The sequence below is a fragment of the Priestia sp. USM5 genome (genome assembly GCF_058323215.1).
In genome coordinates this window covers 70,406-86,059 of record NZ_JBSGKN010000002.1, presented here as the reverse complement: position 1 = coordinate 86,059, position 15,654 = coordinate 70,406, and the positions used below count along the sequence as shown (strand labels likewise).

The following is a 15,654-nucleotide window of genomic DNA, read 5'->3' as shown; positions in this document are numbered from 1 at the left end:
TGCTGTAATCTAAAAGAAGCAAAAAAAGACCATAACCTGCATGGTCATGGTCCTTTACCTATTTATATATAGTTAAAAAGGTAATAGCAATTTGATGCCAAAAGCTAATAAAATGCTCCCGCCCAGTGCCTCACTATATGAACCAAGCCAGCCTTGTACTCTTCTGCCGAGCAACAGTCCTAACCAAGTTAATAGCATACTCACTACGCCAAAAACAATAATGGTCAAAAACGTTCTTGCCCCAAAAATACCTAAGCTAAGTCCAACAGAAAAACTATCTAGACTCACGCTGAGCGCAAAAAATAACAGTCCAAAGCCAACTGGTTTGATAAACGGCGTATCGTCATGCTTAAAGGAGGAATAAATCATCTGCGCCCCAAGAATCAGCAATAAAATTCCACCGCCATAGGTAGCAAACATTCCAAGTTTATCAGACAAAAGTCGTCCAATAAACATGCCCAATAGCGGCATCCAAATATGAAATATACCGATAACAACACCAATGTAGAAAATTTGGCGAAAGCGTAAACGAATTAACCCCATTCCCAAACCAACTGAGAAAGCATCCATTCCTAAGGCAAACGCCATAATGACTAACGTGATCATTTCACTAATTAACTGAGATACATTCATCTTTACCCTCCTCGGACGTGCTCCTATTTCAAAATATGCACATTCGAAAAGGTTTAGAAGATGAATTTTATTGCTTAATCACGTGATGTCCTGCAGCTTTCATTAATCGATTCATAACGGCATGACCGACTCCTTCTTCAGAAAAACTTTCACTAACGATAATATCTACATCGCACTCATTAAATGAACGAAGAGACTCATATAAGTGGCTAGCAACCGTCTCTAAATTTGAGCGAGATCCACATGTAATGACGGCATCGGCTTTATACACATCTTCATGTTCAGATGTCGTTAATACCCCTACTCGCTTACCCTGATCTTGATAGTGATCAATAATAGATTGGAAAAAATCTGAACTGCCGTCAACAATGACAAGCGGTGCATCAGGTGCGTAATGCGTATATTTCATACCTGGAGATTTTGGCGCTTCTTTATCACTTATTAACGCTCGATCTACTTTTACGGGACCAATTACACTTTCTAACTCTTTCTGAGTAATGCCGCCTGGACGTAAAATAATAGGAATCTCTTCAGTACAATCAAGGACAGTCGACTCTACTCCTACCCCTGTCGCTCCTCCGTCTACAACTCCGCTAATACGCCCTTCTAAATCATTCATCACGTGGTGAGCTAAAGTGGGGCTTGGCTTGCCGGAGAGGTTTGCACTAGGAGCCGCGATAGGCAAAGCCACTTTTTTCAATAATGCAAGAGCTACCGGATGTGATGGCATTCTCACTGCAATGCTGTTTAAACCAGCCGTAACCTTATCTGAAACTTGATCTTTTTTAGGTAATATCACGGTAAGAGGACCTGGCCAAAAAGCATCAATCACTTTCTCTGCTTTTGAAGGAATTGACTCTACAAATGTATGCAGCTGCTCTTTATCTCCAATATGAACAATAAGAGGGTTATCACTAGGACGTCCTTTTGCTGCAAAAATTTTATCCACAGCTTTATCCGATGTTGCATCTCCTCCTAATCCATACACCGTCTCTGTAGGAAAAGCAACCACTTCGTGGTTGCGCAGCAAATCTGCTGCTTCTTCTATCTGTGGATAAATATCTTTTTCGTTCATAAAATTATCCACAACCCATAACTTAGTTTCCATCTTCTTCAACTCCTTTTTCTTTCTATATCTAGGTTTTTTTTACTTTAAAAGTACAATATGTATCAAAAACAGTAAAATACATGCATTCATTATATCAGCAAACAAGCTTTATCCACAAAATGTGGATAAAGCTTAGATTTTTGTGAATAACATTGTGGATACCCCATTAAAATGATTTATCCACATTTCCTTTTAACTAGCTGCATAAAACATCACGTAGACATCCTTAGGATTTGGTAACTGTTTTAAATACGAATGTTCTTTTAACAAATCAGGTAGAGCACTATAAGATGTTTGCTGAAAATTCATCATTTGAAAAAAATGCAGAGAGGATGCCTTATTTGTTAGTAAATATAGTTGCTTCACACCATGCTTTTGAGCCAGCTGAACGATACTTTTAAATAGCAGCAGAATATCAGATTGCATCAAAGAAGGTGACACGACAAGGGAGCGAAGAATTCCGTCCATGCCTTCTTTTTCAAACCCAACTGTTGCTAGCAGCTCGCCTTCTTCACTTTCCATGATGACAAATTGATGAATATGTTCTTCTACACCCGCTGTGCTAATACCCGCTTTTTGTAAAAACTTCTGAATTCGAATATAATCATTTTCACTGGCAATTTTTAATTGTTCTCTCATTTTAATCACCTCAACTTGTTTTCTAGTAACAAATCTATGAGATGGTTAAAAAAAGTAGAACTGAATTTTATTTTTAATGATTCTATTAATTAAATACGGACGATACCCATTCTACTACAAAAAACTTAACTTCTACAGAATCTTCTTTCGATTTAGCATCAGCTTTTTTCTTAGATGAAACAGACTTTTCAGCTTCCTTACTTTCCTTTTTCTCAGCCTTAGCGCTTGTTTCTTCTTTCGCTGTGTTGCTTGTATCCTTTGCAGCTGCTTCTTTAGAAGATGCCGTTGGTTGAGAAGGTTCCTCAGCTTTCTGCTTAATAGAATCCGATGTAATAGTTGCAGATTGAATTTCTGTCTTCACTGCGGGTTCTTTACTTTCAGCCGACGTATCATCTGTTTTGTCTGCAGATTTTAATTCAGAAGCTGCTGGTTTTTCTTTTTCTACCTTTGGTTCTTCTTCAGATGGCTCTGGCGCTTTTACCGCTTCACCGTTTGAAAAATCTAAGAAGCATAAAGGAGGAAATAGTACACACCACCAGTTTGCTCCTTCTCCTTTACCAAGAGTAATAAGCACGGCTTCATACTCACCTGCTGGATATAAAAACTGACCGTACAGCTTAGTAGGAAACTCTACTTTTCCGAATTTAACGTGAACAGATTCATTTACGCCTTCTTCTTTTAGCACTTCTTTCGCAATTGTCTCAAGCGCTGGCAAATTTTCTTTAATTGTTTTTCGAGCTACAGTTACAGATGTTAAATCTTTTACCCATTCTGTAATTTGTTCGTTCACACGGTCACGAATCAGACGTTTTACGTACTGATCTTTTTCACCGTCGCTGTTTGCTAAAATACGCAGTCGAATTGCCTCGTCTGGAATGACTGCAGGCTGATCTGCCTGCACTTGGTTATGTGTATATATAAGTTGAGCATTTGCTCCAATAATTAATAAAATAAAATAAATGATAGCATATTTCTTCATTTCGGCCACCGCCCTTTCATAGGAACAGTATGGCCGAAAGCAAGATATCTTAAACTAGTAATTTAGTAAAAAAATGCATGATTTTCAAAAACCAAAGGGAAAATCATTCCCTCTGATTTTTTTAGTTATCACGAAGTTGTGCAAAAACCATTCGATCTTTTCCATTAATATCATATACACATTCTACAAAAGCTGTCGGAAACGTTTTTTGCAGCATCTCAGCTACATCTTTTGTCTGTCCGGCCCCGACCTCAAATCCAATAATACTGTTTGACTTCGTCACATATGGCAACTCTTCCATAAAACGTCGATAAAAATCCAGACCATCTTTTCCACCAAAAAGAGCTCGATTTGGCTCATGATCTTTTACCACTGTGGACAATTCATCATCTGCTGGAATATAAGGCGGATTAGACACAATTACATCAAATTTCTGATTTGATGATAGGAATGGTTGTAATAAATCTCCCTGTATAAACGTGACAGCAGCGTCCAGATTTTGAGCATTCTCCTTGGCTACATTTAAAGATTCTATAGCTATATCTGTTGCTGTAACATTGACGCTGTCAAGCTCCAACGCTAAAGTGATAGCAATCGCCCCACTTCCCGTTCCAATATCGACAAGCTCAATAGACTGGTGTTGAAATTCTTTTTTCATTCGAGAAATCATTCCATATACGAGCTCTTCTGTTTCCGGTCTTGGAATTAATACATGTTCGTTTACAATAAATGAACGTCCGTAAAATTCTTCTGTCCCGATGAGATATTGTACAGGCATCCCTGCTTTATGAGCATGGACATCTTGTTCAAATCTTTTTAGCGTTTCTTCTTCTAGTTCTTCCTGCAGAGCACCTAGCAAATGAGTTCTCGTCATCTGTAAGTGATGGCGAAGCAAGAGTTCTCCCGCGTTTTCATCTCGCTTTGCCTCTTTCAAAAAAGAAGAAGCCCACTTAAGGGCTTCAAATACTTTCATTAGTTCGAATCTTCCATTCGGCGCGCTTGGTCTTCCATTACTAATGCATCGATGATTTCATCAAGCTTGCCTTCTAAGATTTGATCTAGCTTTTGAATCGTCAGACCAATACGGTGGTCCGTTACGCGATTTTGCGGGAAATTATACGTACGGATACGCTCAGAGCGATCTCCTGACCCAACTGCTTGTTTGCGCGTTGCATCGTACTCTGCTTGTGCTTCTCGCTGGAATTTGTCGTACACGCGAGCACGCAATACTTTCATTGCTTTTTCTTTATTTTTAATCTGAGACTTTTCATCTTGACATGATACCACTGTATTTGTTGGTAAATGTGTTAAACGAACTGCCGACATCGTCGTATTAACACTTTGGCCACCAGGTCCACTTGAAGCAAATGTATCTACACGGATGTCTTTTTCATGAATGTCCACTTCAACTTCTTCCGCTTCAGGAAGACAGGCTACCGTTGCTGTAGATGTATGAATACGACCGCCTGATTCTGTTTCAGGAACTCGCTGAACACGGTGTGCACCGTTTTCAAATTTCATCTTTGAGTACGCACCTTTACCGTTAATCATAAAGATAATTTCTTTATAACCGCCTACTCCAGTAGTCGTTGCTTCCATTACTTCTGTTTTCCAGCCTTGTGATTCAGCAAAACGAGAATACATGCGGTACAAATTAGCTGCAAATAACGCTGCTTCATCTCCACCAGCCGCTCCACGAACCTCCATGATTACGTTTTTATCATCGTTTGGATCTTTTGGAATTAATAAAATACGTAGCTTTTCAACTAGCTCTTCTTGCTGCGTTTCTAACTCGGCAATTTCTTCTTTGACCATGTCGCGCATATCTGCATCAAGCTTATCTTCAAGCATCGTTTTCGCTTCTGATAACTGCTCTTTCACATCTTTGTATTCCTGATAAGCGGCTACCGTTTGTTGTATATCTGATTGTTCCTTCGAATATTCTCTCAACTTAGAGGGGTTGTTTACGATCTCAGGGTCACTCAGAAGTTCGTTTAACTTCTCATAGCGCGCCTCTACCGCTTCTAAACGATCAAACACGTCATTCACCTCATTCTTTATCCATAACATTGTAATTATAGTATAGCTTTAAAATAGAGTCAAAACCTTGTTAATACACGTATATGAACAAAAAAACAGAACTGCGCGTTCTGTTTTTATCATCATAAAATTCTTGCTTTATTTTTCGACCATTTCGCTTGAGTCCACAGACACAGCCTGTCCTTTGGACTTTTGCACAACGTGGCAATGACGACATCTTGGTTCGTACGATTCAGACGCACCGACTAAAATAATAGGGTCGTCATAAGAAGCAGGCTCACCGTTAATCAAACGCTGCGTACGGCTCGCAGGAGAGCCACATGAAGCGCATACGGCCTGTAGCTTTGTTACCGATTCTGCAATAGCCATTAACTGGGGCATTTGTCCAAAAGGTTCACCTTTGAAGTCTTGGTCTAACCCTGCTACAATCACACGAAAGCCTTGATCTGCTAAAGATTGAACAATTTCTAAAATATCTGTGTCAAAAAACTGTACTTCATCTATCGCTACTACGTCTGTCTCTTCATTTACTCGCTTTAAAATATCGCGCGATGCTGAGATTGAATAAGCCATAACAGATGTACCATTATGTGAAACGACAGCTTCTTCACTATATCGATTATCAATTGCAGGCTTGAACACTTGTGCTTTTTGTTTAGCAAACTGCGTACGGCGCACACGTCGAATCAACTCTTCTGATTTCCCTGAAAACATACTGCCACAAATTACTTCTATCCAACCGCTTTGTTTCATTACGTACACCACTGCGGGACTCTCCCTTCTTCTCGTTCCGTTTCTGAGCGAACCGCTACTAACTTAATCTACGTCTTCTATGTAGATCTTATTCCTATGATAAAGTACCCACTTTTTTATCAAGCAGACACTGTTTTTCTACTTTTTTAAGCAAAAAAACAGGCAAGAAGTTAAGCTACTTGCCTGTTTGTTTCGACAATGTGATTATTTAAGACCGTATTTTTTGTTGAAGCGATCAACACGGCCACCAGCTTCAGCGAATTTTTGACGACCAGTGTAGAATGGGTGACATTCAGAACAAGTCTCAACGCGGATCTCTTCTTTTACAGAACCACTTTCAAATTCGTTTCCGCAAGTACATTTAACCATAACTGTTTTATAGTTTGGATGAATTCCTGTTTTCATTCGTTTCATCTCCTTCCGCCCTGAATCATTCTGAAACAGAGTTTATTGATAAAGATAGTGATGAAATAATAACTATTTCACTGTGTACTTTATCAACACACATGATGAAATTATAACAAGGGTTGTATGCTTTTGCAACCACATGTTTTATAACTTATCGTTTATTTGCTAGAAGCGTTTTTTTCTCTTCCGTTAACATCGAAAAGAACTCTTCATTTGTCTTTGTTTGACGTAAACGTTTTAAGAATTTTTCTGCAAAATCAGGAGCATCTGCCATTGATTTACGAATTGCCCATAAGTGGTCTAAATGCTCTTTTGGAATTAACAGCTCTTCTTTACGTGTGCCTGAACGACGAATGTCAATCGCAGGGAAGATACGTTTTTCAGCTAGTGAACGATCTAGATGCAGTTCCATGTTACCTGTACCTTTAAATTCTTCATAAATAACATCATCCATACGAGAGCCTGTATCAATTAAGGCTGTTGCTAGAATGGTTAAGCTGCCTCCATCTTCAATGTTACGCGCAGCTCCAAAGAATCGTTTTGGACGATGAAAAGCAGCTGGATCAATACCTCCTGATAGTGTACGACCGCTCGGTGGAATAACTAAGTTATAAGCACGAGCAAGTCTTGTAATGCTATCCATCAAAATGACAACATCTTTTTTGTGTTCGACAAGTCTCATCGCACGTTCAAGGACAAGTTCCGCTACTTTAATGTGATTTTCTGGCACTTCGTCAAATGTAGAACTGACAACATCACCGTCAACCGAACGCTCAATGTCCGTTACTTCTTCAGGACGCTCATCAATAAGAAGAACAATCAATTCCGCATCAGGATGATTGGTTGTAATGCTATTGGCAATTTCTTTTAACAGCATCGTTTTACCTGCCTTTGGCGGCGCAACAATTAGTCCCCTTTGCCCAAATCCAATTGGTGAAATCAAGTCAATAATACGCGTAGAGAAACTTCTTGGCTGAGTTTCTAGCAGCATTTGCTCATTTGGATAAATCGGGGTTAGTGCTGGAAAATGTACGCGTTCTTTTGACGTTTCTGGGTCTTCTCCGTTTACTGCTTCTACATGCAGTAACCCGTAGTAGCGCTCATTTTCTTTCGGAGGACGAACTTTCCCCGATACCTTGTCTCCATTACGCAGATCGAAGCGACGAATTTGTGAAGCTGAGATATAAATATCTTCTGAACTCGGTGAATAGTTAATTGGTCGTAAGAAACCGAATCCTTCTGACTGAATAATTTCAAGAACGCCTTCCATAAATAAAAGCCCATCTTGTTCAGCTTGAGCCTTTAAAATAGCAAAGACAAGTTCTTTTTTCGTTAATTTACTATAGTACGAAACTTTATACTCACGAGCATGTTCATATAGCTCTTTTAATTTCATATTTTCTAAACTGGATAATGTTAAGTTCATTAGGACACCACGCTTTATAATGAATAATTTTTAACCGTTCCTCCCATATTAAATTCAAATATAAAATTGAGAGATGATATGGATGGAATAAATCTGTGAAAATGGAGAATATAACCTTTGAAGTATAATAAGTAGAATCAATTGATTAACCATACACTTTTAGAAGAATAATTCCGACATAAAACCATTTATATTATCTTGATAAATTTAACGTAGCAATTTATATTCTAACCTTTTTCTATCTTTTTAATCAATCTTTTTTTACTTTAGAAGATGAATAAAAAAAAGGAAATTTAATAGCTTAAGAGAAGCAAGGAAAACCTTTTCATAATTTCACATTAAAGGAAATAAACTGGACGTTAAAATAAGAAGTGAAATTTATCTTTTAGCTTCCCCTTTTTATCTATTTACCCTATTCATAAATATATAAGCTACACAGACATAGAAGAACGTTCCTACACCTGTGTAGCTTATTTAACGGCTCATTTCTAGAATTTACTTTCCTGACTGTTGTGCAATTTGCCTCTATGAATTTTGAAATTGTTCAATTTCTTCTTGAGTCATCTCTTCACGCCAAATCATTGCCCCTAAATCCGATAGCTTGTCTACTAAATGGCTGTAACCTCGGTCAATGTGCTCTAAACCCGTTACTTCTGTAATCCCTTTGGCCATTAAGCCTGCGGTTACAAGGGCTGCTCCTGCTCGTAAGTCCGACGCTTTCACACGTGCACCTTGTAAGTGAATGGGACCATTAATAATAGCTGAACGTCCTTCTACCTTAACAGATGCATTCATTCGTCTCAGCTCGTCAATATGCTTAAACCTTGCACCGTAAATTGTATCTGTCACAACGCTTGTACCTGATGCTCTTGTTAGAAGCGTCGTGAATGGCTGCTGTAAATCAGTTGGAAAACCTGGATATACTAACGTTTTAATATCTACGGGCTTCAACAGCTGACGAGTCGCTACGAGAATCTGATCTGAGCTTGTTTCGATATGAATACCCATTTCCCGCATTTTAGCCGTTAATGACTCTAGGTGCTGAGGGATAACGTTGTCAACAACAACTTCTTTTCCCATACTCGCTCCCATAATCATATACGTGCCTGCTTCAATTCGGTCTGGAATGATGGAATGACGGCATCCTTTTAATTGATCTACGCCATCAATTCGAATAACGTCCGTCCCTGCACCTTTAATACGGGCACCCATACTTGTCAGTAACGTAGCTACATCGATAATTTCAGGCTCTTTAGCAGCATTCTCGATAACGGTACGCCCTTTTGCTCTCACAGCAGCTAGCATGATATTGATTGTTGCTCCTACGCTCACAACGTCTAAATAAATTCGAGCACCAATCAGTTCATCAGCTCGAATGTAAATAGCTCCTTGCTCATTTGTTACTTTCGCGCCAAGAGCTTCAAAGCCTTTAATGTGCTGATCGATTGGTCTTGGACCAAGGTAACAGCCTCCTGGAAGACCAACTACCGCTTTTTTAAAGCGTCCCAACATCGCCCCCATTAAATAATAAGAAGCGCGTAATTTTTTTACTTTTCCGTTCGGTAAAGGCATTGCAACCATTCCGGATGGATCTACTGTTAATTCGTCGTTATCAATGGTTACTTTCCCACCAATTTCTTCAACTAAATCCCCTAATAACTGCACGTCTGAAATATCAGGCAGACCTTCAATTGTAACAGGTGACTCGGCTAAAATTGTTGCTGGAATAAGCGCAACGGCACTATTTTTAGCACCACTGACGCGGACGGATCCACTTAAGGTAAAGCCACCTTGTATTTTTAACTTTTCCATTTATAGCTCCCTTCTAGTGAAAGAAAGTTTCTCACCTAGTAATTGAGGAAAATTTTGGTACAAAGAATACCTAAAAGAATGGTTATTTTTCCTATTACCTACTAGTGTACACGAAAATGAAAAAATCATGTATAGTTTCGACAAGATAAAAGAAAAATATGGCATTCACCTGTCAGGATGGTAAATGCCACACAAATTTATACATGTTTAGACATTTCGTTTTTCCCAATCTGCTAAAAATTGGTCAATTCCTGCATTTGTTAACGGATGTTTGAACAATTGCATTAAAACTTTGTAAGGAATTGTCGCAATATGTGCTCCATTTTTTGCAGCTTCTGTTACGTGCATCGGATGACGAATAGATGCTGCAATAATTTCGGATGGAATGTCATGAATTGCAAAAATATCTGCAATATCTGAGATTAAATCGAGGCCATTAAAACCAATATCGTCTAACCTTCCCAAGAAAGGCGATACGTAAGTAGCACCTGCTCTTGCTGCCATTAACGCTTGGTTAGCTGAGAAAATAAGCGTAACGTTTGTCTTAATACCTAAACTAGTAAATTCTTTTACTGCTTTTAAGCCATCTGGAGTCATCGGTACCTTGATTGTAATATTCGGCGCAATCGCAGCAAGCTCTTTTCCTTCGCGAATCATGCCTTCTGCATCAAGCGCAATCACTTCTGCACTTACAGATCCTTCAACGAACTCTGTAATTTCACGAAGACGATCTTCAAACGTGATGTTCTCTTTAGCTACTAAACTAGGATTTGTTGTAACCCCCGCTAACAAACCTAATGAATGCGCTTCCTTAATCTCGTCTAAATTAGCCGTATCAATAAAAAACTTCATGAATGCCATCCCCCTGTGTTATGTATTCAGAATGATAAGAAAATTATAGTAAAAATAAAACCGCCTTACAATAAAAATAAGACGGTTTTATTTTTCAGACTCAACTAACTGCAAACAGGCCATCCGAAGATTTCAAATTATGCTTTGTTAGAAGAACCGAATTCACGCATTTTACCTTGAACCGTTTCTTTGATTGCTTCGCGAGCAGGTCCTAAGTATTTACGTGGATCATATTGTTCAGGTTGCGCAGCTAATACTTCACGAACAGCTTTAGCTGAAGCAATTTGGTTTTCAGTGTTTACGTTGATTTTAGCAGTACCTAAAGAAACTGATTTTTGGATATCTTTTGTTGGAATACCAGTTCCACCGTGTAGAACTAATGGTAAGCCTGTACGATCTCCGATTTCTTTCATTTCAGCAAAACCTAGGTTTGGTTCACCTTTGTATGGTCCGTGAACTGATCCTAATGCTGGAGCTAAGCAATCGATACCTGTACGGTTAACAAGTTCTTCACACTCGTTAGCATCTGCATAGATAACACCCTCAGCAATAACGTCGTCTTCTTGTCCACCAACAGTTCCTAGTTCTGCTTCTACAGATACTCCGTGGAAGTGAGCTAGTTCAACTACTTTAGAAGTAATTGCAATGTTTTCTTCAAATGGGTGGTGAGAAGCATCGATCATTACAGAAGTGAATCCAGCATGGATTGCTTTTGCACATGATTCAAAGCTTGAACCGTGGTCTAAGTGAATTGCAACTGGTACTTGAACGTCGTAATCTTCGATTAGAGCTTCAACCATTGCTACAACAGTTTTGAAACCGCCCATGTAGCGTGCTGCACCTTCAGATACACCAAGAATAACTGGAGAGTTTTCTTCTTTTGCTGCTTGAAGAATAGCTTGAGTAAACTCTAAGTTATTTAAGTTAAATTGACCTACTGCATAGCCTTGTTCTTTTGCTGTAATAAGCATTTCTTTCATTGATACTAAAGGCATATTGAAATCCTCCTTAAAATCAACCTTAGATTAGATGCTAACCAAAAGGCACACTCAAATAGTATGCTCTTGAATTGAGTGTTTCATGTAGAAACAACGCGCATCTTTACATAATAGATTGTCGAATTATGAATACAGTAATTAGGATACCAACTAACAATGAAAACAGCAACATTTTTAGGCTGATATTCAAAATTTGTTAGGATGAAAACCCTACCAAAACCTTAATTCGACTTTACTGGTATATATTCCCTAACAACTTTGCGGATTTCATCAATATCAAAAGGTTTTGCAAAGTGAGTTAACGCTCCTAGATCTTTTGCTTCTTGAATCATATCCAATTCACCATAAGCGGTCATAATGATGACTTTAATCGTTTCATCGTGCTGCTTTAACCTTTTTAAAATTTCGATTCCATCCATTCCTGGAATTTTCATATCTAATAAGACAAGATCCGGTGCTTGCTCTTTTGTAATATCAATCGCCTGGAAGCCGTTCGCCGCTTGAAATGTCGTATAGCCTTCTTTTTGCAGCACTTCCGTTAATAAAATACGTATACCATACTGATCATCAACAATTAAAATTTTCTCTGCCAATATAATCCCACCTTTTATATTCCTCTTCTACAGACAAAACTAACATATGTATTTCGCCTTTAAAACAAAAATCCCTGCTAATTAGAGAAATTGTTACAAAACATAGCTTTTTTTGTCATCCATCTAACTTCATTGCACTTTACTTTCATTGTAGCTCATTTCAAGATAGAATACAGATAGCTTTTTTCGTTATAATGTGTAGATAGACGGCTTTAGCCGCTTAAATCGAAGGGAGATTCTATGCTTAAAATTTTCACAACTCAACTTTCAGGTTTTTTTAAACGAATTGAAGAACAAGAGGAATTCCAATTTGAAGATGCCGCGCGTATTTTAGCACAGGCCTCTGTCGGAGAAGGATTTATCTATATTTATGGTGTAGAAGAAATGCATGCCGTTACACTAGAAGCACTAAGCAGTGCAGAACCTTTAAGTCAGGCAAAACCTTTGCCTTTACATGAATTGAATCAGCTGACCAGCGTCGATCGCGTACTGCTTGTCTCTCGATTTTCAACAGATCACAAAGCTGTGGAAATAGCTGAACGTTTAAAGAAACGCGATATTCCATTTGTCAGCATTGCTGCTGTCCCTAAAGAAATAACCGAACCTTCTTTAACAGCACTCGCAGATGCTCATATTGATACAAAATTGTTAAAGCCCCTTATTCCTGGAGAAGACGGCTCAAGATTTGGTTTTCCAGCAATGATGGTCGCTTTATACGCGTACTACGGTTTAATTTTTACATTAAAAGAAATCGTAGAAGAATATGAATAAAAAACACGCTGTCTAAAGACAGCGTGTTTTTATTTCACTTATTTGTTTTGGCCTGACTCCATTGATGCGCGAATAAATTCTTTGAACAATGGTTGCGGTCTTGTTGGACGAGACGTGAATTCTGGGTGGAATTGTGAAGCCAAGAACCATGGGTGGTCTTTAAGCTCTACAATTTCAACTAAACGGCCATCCGGGCTTGTACCAGAGAAGATAAAGCCTTTCTCTTCCATTTGCTGGCGATATTCGTTGTTAAATTCATAGCGGTGACGATGACGCTCATACACCACTTCATCTTGATATGCTTCATATGCAAGCGTATCTTCAGACAATTTACAAGGATATAATCCTAAGCGTAATGTACCGCCTAAGTCTTCTACGTCTTTTTGTTCCGGTAATAAGTCGATAATTGGATAATTTGTTTCAGGTGCAATTTCTGCTGAATGTGCGCCTTCTAATCCTAATACATTGCGTGCAAACTCAACTGATGCTAGCTGCATACCTAAACAAATACCTAAGAATGGAACTTTTTGCTCACGTGCATATTGTGTTGCCACAATTTTACCTTCGATTCCACGATCCCCAAATCCACCTGGAACTAAGATACCGTCTACATCACCAAGTAAATCTTGAACATTTTCTTTTGTTACAAATTCAGAATTTACCCACTTGATATTTACATCTGCATCGAATGCATATCCAGCATGTTTCATTGCTTCTACAACAGAAATATAAGCATCTTGAAGTTCTACATACTTACCAACTAATGCAATTTTTGTTGTGTTTGAAAGTCCTTTTACTTTCTCAACAAGTGCTTTCCACTCAGTCATTTCTGCCTCTTTGCAATCTAATTTCAAGTGATCGCATGTGATTTGATCTAAGTGCTGCTCTTGTAGAGATAGTGGAATTTCATATAATGTTTCAGCGTCTGCACACTCAATAACTGCTTTTGGATCAATGTCGCAGAATAAAGCTAGCTTATCTTTCATATCTTCAGAAATTGGCATTTCTGTACGAACAACAATCACGTTTGGCTGAATACCTAAGCTACGTAATTCTTTTACACTATGCTGTGTTGGTTTTGTTTTCATTTCACCAGCCGCTTTTAAATATGGCACAAGTGTACAGTGAATATACATAACGTTGTCACGGCCAATATCGCTTTTGATTTGACGAATAGCCTCTAGGAAAGGAAGTGATTCAATATCTCCTACCGTTCCGCCGATTTCAGTAATAACAACATCTGCGTTTGTTTCTTTGCCTGCACGGAAAACGCGTTCTTTAATTTCATTTGTGATGTGCGGAATAACCTGAACTGTTCCGCCTAAATAATCACCGCGACGCTCTTTTTTCAATACTGTTGAATATACTTTACCTGTTGTTACATTGCTGTAGCGATTTAAGTTGATATCGATAAAACGCTCATAGTGACCTAAGTCTAAGTCTGTTTCCGCGCCGTCATCTGTTACGAATACCTCACCGTGTTGGTATGGACTCATTGTTCCTGGGTCTACGTTAATGTATGGATCAAACTTTTGAATCGTTACGTTCAACCCACGGTTTTTTAATAAACGGCCTAAAGAAGCTGCTGTAATCCCTTTTCCTAGAGATGATACAACACCGCCTGTTACGAAAATATACTTTGTCATCTATACTTCCCCCTCTAAATAATTTGAACTGTACAATATTAAAAGTTTTCACATAAACAATCACAATTCATTCATTGTGCATGCGAAATTATAAGAAACCTTATGAATGTGAAACGTTCAAGAACCAAAAGAAAGTTTCTATCAAGGATTTATAAGAACATATCGGGGTGTAAAACATTGATAAATAAAATAAAAAAATTGCTCCCAATACCAAAACTGGATTGGGAGCAATAGTCTATTTTAAATAAAAACTTTTTAAATGCTTGTTTAAAGAGCCCAAAAAAGATTCTACCTACTTCGCTTGAAAAAGTCAAGAAGGATTATTTTTCTTTTTCGTCCTCATAATCGTCTTCTTCATCTTCCTCATCATCGTCTAGATCATCTTCTAAATCGTCAAAATCGTCTTCTGCAAGATCATCTTCATCTTCTTCTAGCTCGTCGATGTCTTCAAAATCTTCTTCTTCGTCTAGATCGTCAACATCTTCATAATCTAAATCTTCTTCTAGATCATCAAAGTCTTCAACTTCTTCAACAACAGCTTTTTTCGCTTTTTTCTTTTTAGGTTTTGCAACCGGAATAACTTCTTCTTCAGCCTGGTCAAAAGGATACCATCCACGAAGACCCCAATGGTTGTCCCCTACTGTTAAAAAGCGACCATCAATATTAATATCTGTATAAAACTGAGCTAATCTCGTTTTTAATTCTTGATCTGACATTTCCGCTGCTGCTTTAATTTCAGCAATAATTTCTTGGAATGACATTGCTTGACGATCTGTTTTTTCTTCTAGAAGCGCGTAAGCAATCTCAATCATCGACATTTCTTTTAAATCCGTTTTTGAGTACTGTGCTAAACTCAAATCTGGCACATCCTTTCTATGGCTATGTATATCGAAAATCTATTAAATCAATTCATCATATGTGTAAATGATGGAAACGAATAAATACATACCATTCATTATAAACAAATTCAATACATTTATGCTAGCCTCGTTTCTA

16 protein-coding genes are annotated in these 15,654 nt (G+C 38.2%); 1 reads left to right on the top strand and 15 read right to left on the bottom strand.

The features are described from left to right. Positions 1 to 72 precede the first annotated feature (72 nt). The 13 genes from ACWATA_RS24775 to ACWATA_RS24715 form a co-directional block, all read right to left on the bottom strand. Entirely contained in the window at positions 73 to 633 is a 561-nt protein-coding gene (locus ACWATA_RS24775) for a manganese efflux pump MntP (RefSeq protein ID WP_028411979.1), read from the bottom strand. A gap of 67 nt (positions 634 to 700) precedes the next feature. Beyond that, positions 701 to 1,741: an L-threonylcarbamoyladenylate synthase gene (locus tag ACWATA_RS24770; protein ID WP_098627061.1), complete on the bottom strand. Its 1,041-nt coding sequence runs from the start codon at positions 1,739 to 1,741 to the stop codon at positions 701 to 703. A gap of 192 nt (positions 1,742 to 1,933) precedes the next feature. Then, positions 1,934 to 2,380 carry a GNAT family N-acetyltransferase gene (locus tag ACWATA_RS24765; RefSeq protein WP_033580397.1) on the bottom strand — a complete coding sequence of 149 codons (447 nt, stop codon included), beginning with the start codon at positions 2,378 to 2,380 and terminating at the stop codon, positions 1,934 to 1,936. 85 nt (positions 2,381 to 2,465) lie between these two features. Continuing rightward, positions 2,466 to 3,359 (bottom strand): stage II sporulation protein R, encoded by an 894-nt coding sequence (gene spoIIR, locus ACWATA_RS24760; RefSeq protein ID WP_048021722.1) that lies wholly within the window; start codon positions 3,357 to 3,359, stop codon positions 2,466 to 2,468. Positions 3,360 to 3,480: 121 nt separating this feature from the next. After that, positions 3,481 to 4,332, bottom strand: a complete 852-nt coding sequence (gene prmC, locus ACWATA_RS24755; RefSeq protein ID WP_028411975.1) for a peptide chain release factor N(5)-glutamine methyltransferase — start codon at positions 4,330 to 4,332, stop codon at positions 3,481 to 3,483. Then, positions 4,332 to 5,399 (bottom strand): peptide chain release factor 1, encoded by a 1,068-nt coding sequence (gene prfA, locus ACWATA_RS24750; protein WP_013059820.1) that lies wholly within the window; start codon positions 5,397 to 5,399, stop codon positions 4,332 to 4,334. Before prfA ends, prmC begins: the two co-directional genes overlap by 1 nt. A gap of 138 nt (positions 5,400 to 5,537) precedes the next feature. Next, positions 5,538 to 6,152, bottom strand: coding sequence for a thymidine kinase (locus ACWATA_RS24745; RefSeq protein WP_153252841.1), 615 nt, complete (start codon positions 6,150 to 6,152; stop codon positions 5,538 to 5,540). Between the two features lie 204 nt (positions 6,153 to 6,356). After that, entirely contained in the window at positions 6,357 to 6,557 is a 201-nt protein-coding gene (gene rpmE / locus ACWATA_RS24740; RefSeq protein WP_013085477.1) for a 50S ribosomal protein L31, read from the bottom strand. Between the two features lie 154 nt (positions 6,558 to 6,711). Next, positions 6,712 to 7,986 (bottom strand): transcription termination factor Rho, encoded by a 1,275-nt coding sequence (gene rho / locus ACWATA_RS24735; protein ID WP_014457752.1) that lies wholly within the window; start codon positions 7,984 to 7,986, stop codon positions 6,712 to 6,714. A gap of 525 nt (positions 7,987 to 8,511) precedes the next feature. Beyond that, complete coding sequence (gene murA, locus ACWATA_RS24730; protein WP_028411974.1) at positions 8,512 to 9,798, bottom strand: UDP-N-acetylglucosamine 1-carboxyvinyltransferase; 1,287 nt, start codon at positions 9,796 to 9,798, stop codon at positions 8,512 to 8,514. A gap of 207 nt (positions 9,799 to 10,005) precedes the next feature. Then, entirely contained in the window at positions 10,006 to 10,650 is a 645-nt protein-coding gene (gene fsa, locus ACWATA_RS24725; RefSeq protein WP_013059825.1) for a fructose-6-phosphate aldolase, read from the bottom strand. A 137-nt stretch (positions 10,651 to 10,787) separates the two neighbouring features. After that, positions 10,788 to 11,645: a class II fructose-bisphosphate aldolase gene (locus ACWATA_RS24720; protein ID WP_013059826.1), complete on the bottom strand. Its 858-nt coding sequence runs from the start codon at positions 11,643 to 11,645 to the stop codon at positions 10,788 to 10,790. A gap of 224 nt (positions 11,646 to 11,869) precedes the next feature. Continuing rightward, a complete protein-coding gene (locus ACWATA_RS24715; RefSeq protein ID WP_087944205.1) occupies positions 11,870 to 12,244 on the bottom strand; it encodes a response regulator in 375 nt (124 codons plus the stop codon). 237 nt (positions 12,245 to 12,481) lie between these two features. Between ACWATA_RS24715 and ACWATA_RS24710 the strand changes: the two genes are divergently transcribed. Then, entirely contained in the window at positions 12,482 to 13,012 is a 531-nt protein-coding gene (locus ACWATA_RS24710; protein ID WP_473050259.1) for a DUF2529 family protein, read from the top strand. A gap of 38 nt (positions 13,013 to 13,050) precedes the next feature. On the opposite strand, the gene pyrG is transcribed toward ACWATA_RS24710, so the two are convergent. Both pyrG and rpoE read right to left on the bottom strand, forming a co-directional pair. Next, positions 13,051 to 14,658 (bottom strand): CTP synthase, encoded by a 1,608-nt coding sequence (pyrG, locus tag ACWATA_RS24705; protein WP_033580393.1) that lies wholly within the window; start codon positions 14,656 to 14,658, stop codon positions 13,051 to 13,053. Between the two features lie 320 nt (positions 14,659 to 14,978). Continuing rightward, on the bottom strand, positions 14,979 to 15,515 hold the full coding sequence (gene rpoE / locus ACWATA_RS24700) for a DNA-directed RNA polymerase subunit delta (RefSeq protein WP_033580392.1): 537 nt from the start codon (positions 15,513 to 15,515) through the stop codon (positions 14,979 to 14,981). Positions 15,516 to 15,654: the final 139 nt, after the last annotated feature.